This is a genomic window from Arthrobacter sp. LjRoot14, assembly GCF_964253905.1.
Lineage (GTDB): Bacteria > Actinomycetota > Actinomycetes > Actinomycetales > Micrococcaceae > Arthrobacter.
Window position 1 is genome coordinate 3627131 of the sequence record NZ_CAXURL020000001.1, and the last position, 13338, is coordinate 3640468.

Here is a 13338-nt window from a genome sequence, read left to right on the forward strand (position 1 = left end):
ATCGAGGCCTCGTTTGCTACCCCTGCACGCCAATACGAACCAAAGTTCGCCTGTCGATGTAGGTTCCGTCGCCGAGCTGACCGCCGAGGTTGTTACCCCACGCCCACGCATCGCCGTCGACGTCCAGCGCGTAACTGCTGCCGTATCCGCCAGCGGTTACCTCACGCATGTTCCTAAGGGCGGGAATGTCGGCGGCCAAGAGCCTCGGCGGATAGCTCATGGGGTAGCCGGGACCGGGTGAACTGCCCGGGCCGAACATTTGGCCATACGTGTCATCGCCCCAGCCCCAGATGCTTCCGTCAGTTCGTTTGGCAAACACATTGCTGTAGCTTCCAGCCTCGACCCGAACGACGTTATTGAGTCCAGTGACCGCCACCGGCAAGAGTCTGCTACTGGTTGTCCCATCGCCAATTTGCCCCGCGCCGTTATCCCCCCAAGCACGGACTGTCCCATCCTGTAGGAGTGCGTATGCAGTGGCAAACCCCGAGGAGACGGCAACGGCCCCTACGATGTCGCGGACAGGAGAGGGCACGAGACTCCCCACGGTGGTGCCGTTTCCGAGCTGCCCGTGGCTGTTCGACCCCCAAGCCCAAACGGAACCATCGCTTCTGAGCGCGTACGCCGTCTCGTAGGCGCCTACCGCCATCGACGTTACGTCGCCAATACCCTGAACTTTCGTTGGAGTTGATCGGTTCAGTTGCGTGCCGTCGCCGAGCTCACCTTGGCGGTTCATGCCCCAGGCCCACACGCTGCCGTCCGTTCCCAGGGCATAGGCACTTACGGATCCTGCGTAAATGGCCTTCACGGCAGGCAAGCCCCGCACGCGGACCGGGGTCAGCCGTTGGACAAGGGTTCCGTCGCCAACCTGGCCATAGCTGTTGTCGCCCCAGGCCCAAACCGATCCGTCAGCCTGAAGCGCATATCCGTTGGAGCCGGACGATGCGATCGCTGTCACCATCGAAAGCCCTGGGACTGCGACAGGAAGTGTCCGTGACTCTGTTGTCCCGTCCCCAAGTTGTCCGCTCTGGTTACGACCCCAGGCGAGGACCGAGCCGTCATTCTTGAGCGCGTAGGCGTTCAAGTAGCCACCGGAGAAGACCCTGACATCTGCAATGGCTCCAGGCTCCGGCGTGGGTGGGGGGTCCGTGCCAGGGTCCGGTGGCAGTGGCGCGCCCGGGAACGCCTCGTTGTAGCCCCATCGCCAAGACTTGATGTTCCACGTATAGGTTCCGCTGACTATGACGGCATCCAGGATCTTCTTGTCGATAATCGGCACAGTCAGTTCAACAGCCACGACGACATCGCCGCCAATGAACAGCGAGATATCCGCTTTGGGTCCATCGCCGGTGAAGACGATCGCCGCGGACACACCGGCCTGCGCCCCGATGGTGAAGGTTGGCCCGGCGAAACCGTAAATAAGAAGTCCGGCTTTCAACGTGGGGCCGAAGCCGGCATTGATTTTGCCGGTAATGGCCGCGGATCCTCCCGGAGCGAATACAGGGTTGCTGAACTTCATTGTGGGTCCGCTGTCGATGTTTCGGAACCCGCCGTTGGAACTGTAGCGGAACCCGTAGTCCTGGGTTCGTTCCACACCTATGTCCACCACAAATGACGTTTCAGCCGAGAAATTGGCTTGGAGATAGACCGTGCCGCTGGGGAGGATCACCACGGGGATCGTGAGCACCATAAACGTTATTGGTGCCATCTTTAGTGTCGCCAGCTGATGCTTAACCCGATTAGTGGTGGCTGCCTTGAGATAGGCAGACGTAGTGGCCTTCGCACTCATTTCGCTGTGCACGATCGTCGAGAACTCGTCCACCTGAGTGCGCGGCACTCCCCAGCTCCACTGCAGGCTTGTCTTGAGAGTGAGTTTCAGGGTCAGACCGACTCTTGCTTCACCTCCGATGGAGTAACCGGCTGAGGCGGCTACCTTCTCCTTCGCCTTTTGAACTGTTTCTTCGGCGGCTTTGCCCAGAAACTTGCACCCTTCGAGCGAGTCACAGGCGAAAACACCTTTCAGATCCACATAGCTCTTGAACTCCACGCTTTCATCAATGGTGGCCTGAGGAACGATCGCCCCCAGCCGTTCAGACACGAGACCCGCCGTGCCCTGCTGGGCGTCGCTCCAGGCAGCCGACGCAGAATCGGTGTAGCTTCCCAGCGCCACGTCCGTTCCCGTGGCAGTGACGGCCGCAGGCACACCCTCGTCAACCACGGTCAGCCCTGGGCTGCTGTCGCCACCCGCGCCGCTTTCGACGACGGCCAGCCCGTTTGTGCTGTCCAACGGCACTTCCTGGGTGAAGTTCACCTGCAGGAACACGTCCGTAAGCGCGGCCTGCGTGGTGGTGACAACCGTTGAGCCGGCCACGTTATCCACCGCTGTCACGTTCCGCAGTAGCCCGTTGGGCGCGGCGGCGGAGGCTGGTTCCACGATGATCTGACCAACTGATACATCGGGGGCATTCGCGAACGTTACAGACGTTGGGGTGACTGCCTGCACCGGGTGGGTGTTGGTGTCGACCTGCACCGCATCAGGAGAGACTATTTGCGCTGAGGCCGCCGGCAGAACGGCGTCAATTCCAATGCTGGCCGAACCGGACTGGGCGGCCCTGTCGGTTGCCGTGACAGTGAAGCTCCGTGTGCCGGACTGCGGGACGCTGGTTTCGAACGACCAGCTGATCCCCGATGAGGTTTGCCGTACTTTTGCAGTTCCGACCGCGACGCCTCCAACGCTGACGACCACCGAGGCGGCGGGAGCCGAGCGGGCGTCCACGGTTCCTTCAAGGGTGAGCTTGCCGGTTTCCCCGAGATCGATTCGGGAAGACGCAGCGGGTGACGAAATCTGAACTGTGGGCGGCGTTCCGGCCGTTTGTATACCGGAGGAGATGAAGGTACCCAGCGGCAGGATTGATGCCGCGGCGTTGCCGGTTGTCAGCACGGCACGCGGTAGGCCGTTCTTTAGCGGAACGAATGCCAGTTGTGGCTGAACGCCTGTTGCTGCGTCGGCCAAGGCCCCGCCGGCTGCAGCCGTGCCGTCGGGTGCAATGGTGAGTGTGCCTTGTTCTCCGTTGGGCTCGGCAGACACAAGCATCAGGCCGGCCGCGTCACCGATTGCTCCCGGCAGGAAAATGGACGTACCGGTAGAAGTGACGGAAACGTCCTGGGGGCGCGCTCCTTCGACGGGCACGTAGCTTCCCGACACGTTCGTGTTCGGCGCGTCCTGCGCGGCGTCCGTGACATACCCGCGAACGTCTAGCCTGAGTGCACCTGTTCCATTGGCAAGCGAGGCCGTTACCGTGCCTGTGTTGGAGGGGGTCAGCACCGTGGTAACCGACGTGGTGCCGCTCTTGACTGCGAGCGCCTGGTCTCCGAGCTTCAGCGTGTCGGCTGCTGCAAGATCCACTGTGGCGGTGACGTACACAGCGCGCACGTCAGTGGCCGGCACACCCCCGGCTCCGGTGACGCCTATGTCCAGCGGGTCTTGTGAGAGCCTGTCACCGGCCAGGCGGCGGTCCGTGTCCGCGCGCGTTGCCGCCGCCGGGAGCGCAACAGTCGAGCCGGGCGCGGCGGGGGCGTCGTCAAAAGTCGCCAGGAGCTGGACTGAAACATCCGTGTCCGCTGAAGCCTCAAGGGATGTGCCGCCGTCTATGATCGGCACCAGCAGCACCGTCGATCCGGACCGGCCGGCGGCAACGTCCAACGCCGGTGCCCCTGCGACGCTGACCGTTACGTCGGCCTTTGCTGCCCGGACCGACAGCCGTACCAGGCCGGAATTATGGCCGACAGCCAGGGGGCCGAGCGTGAATGCCGCGCCCGTCCCCGCAGACAGTGGCTGGGCGCGAAGGAGGAACCGGTACATGAACGCCGCCATGGCGTCACGGTTCACCGCCTGTACTGGCCGGAAAGTGCCGTCGTCCCAGCCGGTAGAGACCCCAGCCGAAGCAAGCCAGGAAATTTCGCCCCTGAACTGGGTGCCGTCGGGAACATCCCTGAACGTCTTGGCGGTCCCGCTTGTTTGCGGCGGGCTTCCGGCGAGCCGAAACATGAAGGCAGCCATGGCATCCCGGTTCACGGCCTGCAGCGGCCGGTAGGTCTTTGTACCGTTCGGTTCCGCCCATCCGGTGGAGATCCCCTTTCCGGCCAACCATGTGATTTCCTTGAAGAACTGGTTGCTCGGCGCCACATCAGCGAAGGGTGACGTGGCTGGCGGAGTGAAATTGGGCTTGCCCGCGAGCCTGTACATGAAAGCCGCCATTGCATCCCGGTTCACGGCGGAGACCGGCCTGAACGTTCCATCCGGCCACCCGGTCGACACTCCAGAAGCGGCGAGCCAACCGATTTCGCGAGCGAACTGGATGCCGGCAGGAACATCCTGGAAGGTCAGGCTGCCTTGGCGGTCCTGGGGGTACTGGGCATCCGCGAAGGGAGCCCTGGGGGCTGCTAGGTCAACTGTTGCGCGGGGCATAAGTCCCACCGCCTTGGCCGACACGGAACCTGACACCATCAGCACTACGACGAGTGTCGCAGCGCGCAGCGCCACAAAGACCCGTTTGCGGTCACTAGCAAACACGTTTCCCCCATATTCGCGCCACAAAGCAGCGCCGTCCCCCGATGTAAGACCCTCCTGATCGGCGTTCCCGCGGCGCAAACGATGCGACACCAGTCTTCGCGGTTGGAGAGCCTTGGCTCAGGCTATAGCCCCCACTACTGATTACCCAGCGTGATCCATAAGTCGCGGTATTTATTGCGGGCGGCGACCATCGTCCCAACGGGCTTGGGCCTGTGCTACCTTCAGCTCAAAGAGACAAATAGACCCCTTTACGCGTAAAGGCGGGTGTCTGTTTTGGGGGAACAGCTCGCCTGCTTTGGGCGTGCCCCATTTCGCGCAATGGGACTGGAGATATTGTCTGATGGCTTTAACAAAACGCACTGCCCGCACCGGCTATCTGGTTGTGGCAGCCCTTATGGCGGGGTCGTCAGCCCTGGCCGGTCCGGCAGTTCCGGCGCAGGCTTCAGAAGCGTGCATCCTCGTGCCCAATGGGGCATACACCTGTTTCGACCGCGGCGACGAAGGTGTCGGGGAGTGTCCCGGAGGCGCCTGGATCGGCCCGGACAACGTGGTGCACTACGGTCCTCAACCGGAGCGGTTCCAGAACTGGCTGTTCGCCCCGTCACCGCTAATTGCGGGCCGTCCCGCCGTGGGAAGGACACTTACGGTCCAGCCCTGCAACTGGGTTCCGGACCCCGTCACACTGCACGTCCAGTGGAAGCGGAACGGGAGGGCCATTCCCGGAGCGACCGAACACTCCTACACGCTGACCGAGTTGGACCAGGGCAAAGCCATAACGGTGACCGTAACCGGATCAAAGGATGCCTTCGCCAGTCTGACGCGGGCCAGCGCACCCACAGCGGCTATTGCTCCCGCTGAGTCATACATCGATCCGCCGGCGCCGGAAATCGTCGTCGGAAACTCCGTCACAAGCGTCGGCACGCGGCTGTACGCGACCAATACTTGGCGATACACCGAGCTGTCGTATTCCCACCAGTGGAAGCGCGACGGGGCACCTGTGGACGGAGCCACTGGCGAAGAGTACGTCCTGACGACGGCGGACATCGGCCACAGAATGACCGTGACCCGGACAGGCTGGCGCCCGGAATGGGCCACGGTGACAAAGTCCAGCGCCGAGTCCGACGTCGTGGTGGCGGGTCCCCCGCCGTCGTTCACCCTGCCGCCGGACACCACAGCACCGGTGGTGGCTCCCTCCCTGGCCCAGGGAACGTACCTCTACGGCCAGGCACTTTCCCTCGCGGCAGATGAGACGGCTGACATCTTCTACACAACAGACGGTTCGACGCCGACGCAAAGCAGCAGCCGTTACACCGGCCCCTTCTCCCTGGCTCAGACGACCCAGCTGCGTTTCATGGGAATCGATCTCGCCGGAAATGTCTCGGCGGCCGCCACGCAGGTTTACACGGTCAAGCCCGCTCCGGTCGTGGACTCCGCCGCCCCCTCAATGTCCATATCCCTCCAAAACGGGACCTACCTGACGGGGCAGCGACTGGAGATTTCGACCGACGAGGTGGCAGCCGTGTACTACACCACCGATGGAAGCATTCCGACAACCGCCTCCTCCGAGTATTCGTCGCCGCTCAAATTGGAAGCAAGCGCGGCCTACCGGTTCATTGCCGTTGACATCAGCGGCAACTCGTCCCTTCCGGTGAGCCGAAGCTACGTAGTACAAACACCGGTGTTTGACGACATCGGGCCGGGAACCCAGTTCTTCGCGGAGATCAGCTGGCTCGCTAAGGAAGGCATTTCAACGGGCTGGGATGAACGGGGCTCCCGCACGTACCGGCCCGTGCAGCCCGTGAACCGGGACGCGATGGCGGCGTTCATGTACCGGCTGGCCGGGTACCCGCCGTTTATCCCTCCGGCCGCATCCCCGTTTATTGACATCGCACCCGGAAACCAGTTCTACAAGGAAATTACCTGGCTGGCCTCAACGGGAATCTCCTCTGGTTGGGATGAAGGCAACGGACGCCGGAGCTACCGTCCCCTGCAGCCCGTCAACCGGGATGCGATGGCAGCCTTCATGTACAGGTTCGCTGGCAGCCCCGATTTTGGCGCGTCACCCCTTTCGCAATTCACGGATGTGGGCGGCTCACCGTTCTACAAGGAGATCAGCTGGCTCGCTGACAAGGGCATATCCACCGGATACCCGGAACCGAACTGGACGCGGACCTACCGCCCGCTGAACCCGGTCAACCGCGACGCCATGGCTGCTTTTATGTACCGGCTCCACAGCGCCTTCGGCACTAAGTAGCCTCCGTGGATGACGAAGCAGCGGCGTCCGGCCAGCTGGGTCCCCCGGATGACCGGGCGCCGCTGTCGCCCCGCCAGCGGGTGCTCCTGTATTTCAACACCACGCGCCGCAAGTTCTGGGCCGGTGCCACCCTTGTGGCCGGCTGGCTGCTGCTGGAGTTCCTGCTGGACGGCGTGCCCTACCTGGGGCTGATTCCCAACCTGTTCCTGTACGCCGGCGCCGCCGTGCTCTGGATCCTGTTCACGCATGGATCCCGGCTCGCCAAACCACCGCCCATGCCGGCGGAGATCATGCGCCAGGATGCTCCGGGCCGGTTTTCCAACAGGGAGGAATGGGACTCACCGCTGCCACCGGAGCAGGCGCTCGAAGCCCTGCAGGGCATATTCGGGCAGCCCGGAGTGCTCACCGAGGTGATGGACCGCAGCCTGTGGATCCAGCTGGGCAAGGAGTGGCAGGCCGCCGAGTGGTGGCACCGGGACGCCGCCCGGGACATGAAGCGCCGGCCGGCGCTGCAGTTTTTCGTCGAAGGGGCCGCCGGCGGGTCCCGCGTCTCCGCCTACAGCGTGGACCGCACGCTCATGGGGTTGTACGACGTCGTGAAACTGTCGGACGAAATGTCCGCCACCGCCGTCGAACTTGCCCGGAAGGCCACCGGCGCACTGCCCCCGGGCCAACCGCCCAAAGGCAAACGGGGCTAACCGTTGTTCGACTTGTTTATCCGGCCGGAATAGACTTCGCTCACTTGCACTTTTCCGGTGCCGTTTGAATTCATTATCTGGGGGAACAATTGACCTTGCTGACGCGGCCCAAAACACTGGGTCCGGTAATCCTTGCGGCGGTTCTGTCGCTGCTGTTTATGACGGCGGCGCCGGCGGCCACAGCGGCAGCCGGAGCCACCATTAGCGGCACGGTATCAGTGCCTGCGGGCGCGGATGTGAAGAATGCGTTCGTGGCAATTTCGGGCACGAATTACTCCCGCCAGATCGGTGTTTCCGCGGACGGTTCCTACCGCTTTGATGAATTGGCTGCCGGGTCCTACACCGTCCGCTTTGATTACCAGTCCTGGCCCAGCCCGGACAGCGTCCGCCCTGCACCGCAGTGGTACAAGGGCGGTGCCCGCTTCAGCCAGGCCACCGGCGTCACGCTTGCCGCAGGCCAGAGCCTCGCCGGCATTTCGGGAACGCTCGACGGCGGAGCCTTCATCAGCGGCCGGCTCACCGTGCCGTCCGGGGTGGACGCTGCCAAGGTCAGGATCGTTGCCAGCGAAACCGGCAATGCCAGCTACCTGCATTCCGCCACGGTCTATGCGCGGGCTGACGGCAGCTACGCGGTGAAAGGTCTTCCGCCCGGCCGGTACCAGCTGTCCTTCTCCTCGCAGGACCGGGCCGGCGGCGGAATTGTCAGCAGCTACTACGGCGGCGCCACGGAGGCAGCCGCCACGGTCCTGGACGTGCCGCACCTCGGCGGCATCAACAACGTGGATCAGGTCCTCACGGCCGCGGGTGCCATCGGCGGGACGGTCACGGTTCCGGAGGGCATCTCCCCCGCCGGGATCTTCGTCAGCGCCTACCCGCAGGACGGGTCCACGAGCGTGCCCAGCGCCCGGACGGACGCCGGCGGAAACTTCGACATCGGCCATGTAAAGCCGGGGACCTACAAGCTCCAGTTTGAAGCATCCGGCCTCGACCCGCAGTGGTATGGCCAGACCGGCAGCCCCGATGACTCGCCCGAGCTGGCGGTTGAAGCCGGTCAGACGGTCGGAGGGCTGCAGCAAACCATCCAGCTCGCAGCCTCCGCGTCGCCGCTGGTGTTCGCCGATGTTCCCCCGGGCACCCAGTTCGAAGCGGAGATCAACTGGCTGGCCGGCCAGGGCATCAGCACCGGCTGGGTTGAACCGAACGGCACCAAGATGTACCGCCCGCTGTGGCCGGTGAACCGCGACGCCATGGCGGCGTTTATGTACCGGCTGTCCGGCAAGCCGGATTTCTGGCCGCCGCCCGTCTCGCCGTTCGCGGACCTGGCTCCGAGCGACATGTACTTCAAGGAGATCATCTGGCTCACGGCCCGGAACGTTTCCACGGGCTGGGTTGACGGCAACGGCACCAGGACGTTCGGCCCGAGCCGTCCGGTCAACCGTGATGCGATGGCGGCGTTCATGTACCGGCTCGCCGGCAGGCCCGCCTTCGATCCGCCTGCCGTCTCGCCGTTCACCGACGTCTCCAGGGACAACGTCTACTACCACGAGATCACGTGGCTGGCCGCGCAGGACATTTCCACGGGCTGGAAGGAAGCGGACGGAACCAGGACGTTCCGCCCCTACCAGGCGGTGAACCGCGACGCCATGGCAGCCTTCATGTACCGCTTCGCTTCAAAGTTCACCCCGGTGTAGCGTCCGGGGCGGTTCCGCCCCGGACCACCTGCCCCGGACCCACACACCGTCCCCTCCCGCATCGTCCCCTTCCGGGCTTAGGATCAGATATCGCCTCGTAATCTCTGTCGCAATCCCCCGGTTAAGGACGACCCATGACATCGAAGTCCGCCAGCACGCGTGAATCTGTTGAACGGCCGCCGGAGGCCAGCGGCGGGCTGGCTGGCCGGCTCAGCGATCTTGCCCGGGACCTGCAGCAGGAACAGGACACCGAAGCGATCCTGACGATCATTGTCCACGCCGCCCTGGAACTGATCCCGCACGTCGCGGAGGCCTCCATCAGCCTGGTGACCGGCCGCCGCACGATCGAGTCCCGGGCTGCCTCGGGTGAACTTCCGGTCAAAATAGACGCGTTGCAAAGTGAGATGGGACAGGGTCCCTGCCTGGAGGCAGCCTATGACGAACGCGTCGTGCGGGTTCCCGACATGGGCAAGGACAAACGGTGGCCCGGCTTCGCGCAGGCGGCCTACGACCTTGGCGCCTGCAGCATGCTCTCCATCCAGCTCTTCGTGGAGGGGGACAAACTGGGTGCCTTGAACCTTTACGGCCAGGACGTCAACGTCTTCGACGACGAATCGGAACAGATCGCACTGCTCGTGGCTGCCCACGCTGCCATCGCGTTCTCCGACGCCAAGGAAATCGCGCAGCTGACCCAGGCACTGGACACCCGGGACCTGATTGGCCAGGCCAAGGGGATCCTTATGGAGAGGTTCAAGATCACGCCCCAACAGGCCTTCCTGGTGCTGACCAAGGCGAGCTCGGAATCGAACATGAAGCTCAGGGACGTGGCCGAACACCTCGCCAACAGCGGGGAGATTCTCACCCGCCGGAAGTGATCGGAGGCTCTGCAACGACGCAGTCCCGGAGCAAGGGCAGCCCCGGGAGGGTTATGCTGGTTACGGACCTGTTACCGGTCCCGGCCCAGCAGGGGGCACCTACCAGGACGTTACATGTCCTGATGCAGAAGGCCGGCCCCGATGCCACAGCAACTCCCCCTCAATGAAATAACCCTCACCTTTGCCCGCATCAAGGGCCTGCTCCTGTCCCGGGAGAAGGTGGAGCGCGCCGTGCAGCTGCTGGCCGAGGGTGTCCGCGACGCTTTCCCGGGATGCTCCGGCACCGGCGTGTCACTGGTGGACGAAGCGGGCGGTCTGTCCAGCACAGGGTCCACGGACACTGTGGTGGTCAAGGCGGACGCGGCGCAGTACGAACTCGGCCAGGGACCCTGCCTGCGGGCTTGGGATTCCCAACGCACCGTCCTGGTTAGCGACGCCGGAGCCGATGACCGCTGGCCGCTCTGGTCACAGGCCGCCAGGGATCTCTCCGTAAGGTCCGTGATCAGCGCGCCCCTCGTGGTCGCCAGCAGATGCCTGGGGTCGTTGAAGGTCTACTCATCGCAGCCCGGAGCCTTCGACGATGCCGCAGCCCGGTCCCTGGAAAAATTCGCCGTTCCCGCCGCCACGCTGCTGGACCACATCCAGGGCTCCGACACCCCGCACCGCTTCACGGAAGTGGTTACCGCGGCCCTGCACAGCCGGGATACCACCCACCGCGCGCAGGGGATCCTGATGCAGCAGCACGGATTCAGCCCGGAGCGCGCCCTTGAGGAACTGATGCATCTGTCCAGGTCCAGCAAGCAGTCACTTGTCAGCGTCAGTGCGGAAATCCTCAGGATCTGTGCACGCCAGGGGCCGGTGGGCCCTTCCTGGCAGTAGCCTGCAGCGCCTAAACGTACCCGTCCACAATCGCGGCCGCGATTTCCTTGTAGGCGCGCCGGGTCTCCGGCTTGAGCACATCCAGGGTGACCAGGTCGCCGTCGGCCACTCCGCGGTCGTGGGGAACGGCGATCAGCTGCCGGCAGATGCCGGAGAGGTGTTCCTCGATGGCGTCCTTGTCCACGCGGGAGGAGACCTCGTCCTTGTCCGTGATCACCACGATGGCGTTGCGGGCCAGGTCCTCGTAGCCGTGGCTGGCGAGCCACTGCAGGGTGCTGCGGGCGCGCTTGGCACCGCTCACCGCGTACCCGGCGGCGATCACCAGGTTGTCCGCGGACTGCAGGATCCCGCTCATGGCGTTGTGCGTGACGCCGGTGCCGCAGTCGGTCAGGGCCACGGAGTAGTAGCCGGAGATCAGCTTGCGGATGCGGAGGTATTCCTCGGCCGTGAGCGAGTCGGACACTTCCGGGTCCTGCTCCCCCGCGATCAGGTGCAGGCGGCCGGCGTGGTGCATGTAGCGGGCCAGCGCCGTGAGGGAATCCACGGATTCGATGTTCTTGAGCAGGTCCGTGATGGTGCGCGGGCTGGACTGCTGGTAGATGCCTTCGCCCAGTGCGCGCTCCACGAGGTCGCCCGAGTCCGGGTTGGCGTCGATGGCGCAGGGGGCGTCGCCGCGGAATTCGGCGAGGGTCAGGCCCACGCCCACGGTGGTGGAGGTCTTGCCGATGCCGCCCTTGAGGCTGAGCACTGCGGTGTTGTAGCTGCCCTGCAGCTGGCGGGAGATGCGCCGGCCCAGCTCGTCCTCTTCGCGCTGTCGGGGGCCGGGGCCCAAGTTGATGGCCCCGCCAGTCATGGCGTAGAGGGCGCCGCGGAAGCCGCCGCGAGGGCGCGGCTTCTGTTCGCGGACAAAGGAACCCGGCGAGGTGATGAAGTCGGAGATGGGCGCGTCCGCTGCGGCCAGTTTGGCGGCCTGGCGGGAAACGTTCGACGGCGGGGCGCTGGGTTCCGCGGGGACGGCGCCCCTGCGGGAGGTGGCCGGCCGCGCCGGGGGCTGCACGGCGGGCTGGTCAGCCGGCTGCGCGGGAACCGAGGCAGGAACGGATGCCGGCACCGGGGCGGGGGTCGTCGCGGCAGCCTCGGGAGTTGCTTCCGCTTCTGCCTGTGCGTCGGCGACGGCGGCCGCTTCGGCCCAGGAACTCCGCCGGGTGGGCGCGGTACGGCTGTTGTTCGGGGTGGCAGCGGCGGGCATGGTTCCTGTCCGGGCGTCCGGAGATGCACCTGCCGGGCGACGGAGGTCGCGGCGGCGGCGCGTCTGGGGCTGCCCTGCATTGTGTGCAGTGGCGCGTGCGTTCTTATCGGCCGATTCGGGCATGTTCGTCCCCCCAGGACATTCGGCAAAGCGTGCAACGGCTCTTTACGGCTTCGGTCAAAGAGCAATTCTAGGCGCAATAGGCCAAAAGTCCCCCACATGCCGCCAGAGAGAAAGCGCACACAGTTGCTCCGGCGGGGCGTGCGCTTTACATTGAGGCATGGCCAACTCTCCCGAGCACGAACGCGTCCTGGAACTTCAGGACCTCATTGTCGGCACCCAGAATGTTGCCGAGTTCCTGGAGCGGCTGTCCGTCATGGCGGCGGGTGCCCTGAGCCGCGACACCTCCGGCGCGATCGAGTGCGGCGTCACCCTGAAGCGGCGCCGCCGGACGTTTACCGTGGCCGGGAGCAGCCCGAAGGCGGTTCTCCTGGACGAGATCGAGCAGCGCATCGGGGACGGTCCGTGCATCGAGGCGCTCAGGGTTAGGGAGCCGGTGCTGCTGGCCGACGTCGACAACGATCCGCGCTGGCCGGAATACCGGAAAGCGCTGGCGGACGAAGGGTGCCGGGCCACCCTGGGTGTTCCGCTGGAACTCGGCGAGGACGCGGCCGCGGCGCTGAACTTCTTCGCGTTCGAATCAGGCGTCTTCACCGCTCCCGTCATCCGGGAGGCGGTGGAGTTTGCGGATCTCGCCGGCGGTGCCGTGCGCCTGTCGGTGAAGCTGGGCACGGCGCAGTCGCTTGCGGATGACCTGGCCGCCGCGATGGAGAGCCGCACGTCCATCGACCTGGCGTGCGGTGTGATCATGGGCCAGAACCGCTGCACCCAGGCCGAGGCGATGGCCATCCTCACGAAGGTGTCCAGCAACCGCAACCAGAAGCTGCGCACGGTGGCTGAGGAGATGCTGGCCAACCTCGCCGGCGGCGACGTCCGGACCCACTTCGACGCCTAAGGCTTATCGGGCTTAACGTACGACGCCGGGCGGCCGGCTGATTGCCGGACCGCGCCGAAGCAGGTCGCCAGGGAGGAACCCCACGGACAAGTAGGGTTCGCGAGTGG

General features: G+C 64.9%; 8 protein-coding genes. 6 read left to right on the plus strand and 2 right to left on the minus strand.

Annotated features, from left to right (window positions below; translation table 11 throughout):
• Window positions 1–16 precede the first annotated feature (16 nt).
• Window positions 17–4570 carry an S-layer homology domain-containing protein gene (locus ACSQ12_RS16400; RefSeq protein WP_436066088.1) on the minus strand — a complete coding sequence of 1518 codons (4554 nt, stop codon included), beginning with the start codon at window positions 4568–4570 and terminating at the stop codon, window positions 17–19.
• Between the two features lie 340 nt (window positions 4571–4910).
• Here ACSQ12_RS16400 and ACSQ12_RS16405 point away from each other — a divergent pair, with 340 nt between their 5' ends.
• The 5 genes from ACSQ12_RS16405 (at window position 4911) to ACSQ12_RS16425 (ending at window position 10967) form a co-directional block, all read left to right on the plus strand.
• A complete protein-coding gene (locus ACSQ12_RS16405) occupies window positions 4911–6824 on the plus strand; it encodes a chitobiase/beta-hexosaminidase C-terminal domain-containing protein (RefSeq protein WP_436066089.1) in 1914 nt (637 codons plus the stop codon).
• A 5-nt stretch (window positions 6825–6829) separates the two neighbouring features.
• A complete protein-coding gene (locus tag ACSQ12_RS16410; protein ID WP_436066090.1) occupies window positions 6830–7522 on the plus strand; it encodes a hypothetical protein in 693 nt (230 codons plus the stop codon).
• An 89-nt stretch (window positions 7523–7611) separates the two neighbouring features.
• Window positions 7612–9213: a carboxypeptidase regulatory-like domain-containing protein gene (locus ACSQ12_RS16415; protein WP_436066091.1), complete on the plus strand. Its 1602-nt coding sequence runs from the start codon at window positions 7612–7614 to the stop codon at window positions 9211–9213.
• A gap of 134 nt (window positions 9214–9347) precedes the next feature.
• The gene (locus tag ACSQ12_RS16420; RefSeq protein ID WP_436066092.1) at window positions 9348–10088 is read left to right on the plus strand and encodes a GAF and ANTAR domain-containing protein; all 741 of its coding nucleotides are present in this window, start codon (window positions 9348–9350) and stop codon (window positions 10086–10088) included.
• 141 nt (window positions 10089–10229) lie between these two features.
• Window positions 10230–10967 carry a GAF domain-containing protein gene (locus tag ACSQ12_RS16425; protein ID WP_436066093.1) on the plus strand — a complete coding sequence of 246 codons (738 nt, stop codon included), beginning with the start codon at window positions 10230–10232 and terminating at the stop codon, window positions 10965–10967.
• 10 nt (window positions 10968–10977) lie between these two features.
• On the opposite strand, the gene ACSQ12_RS16430 is transcribed toward ACSQ12_RS16425, so the two are convergent.
• Window positions 10978–12339, minus strand: a complete 1362-nt coding sequence (locus ACSQ12_RS16430; protein WP_436066094.1) for a MinD/ParA family ATP-binding protein — start codon at window positions 12337–12339, stop codon at window positions 10978–10980.
• Between the two features lie 157 nt (window positions 12340–12496).
• Here ACSQ12_RS16430 and ACSQ12_RS16435 point away from each other — a divergent pair, with 157 nt between their 5' ends.
• Entirely contained in the window at window positions 12497–13231 is a 735-nt protein-coding gene (locus ACSQ12_RS16435) for a GAF and ANTAR domain-containing protein (RefSeq protein ID WP_436066095.1), read from the plus strand.
• Window positions 13232–13338: the final 107 nt, after the last annotated feature.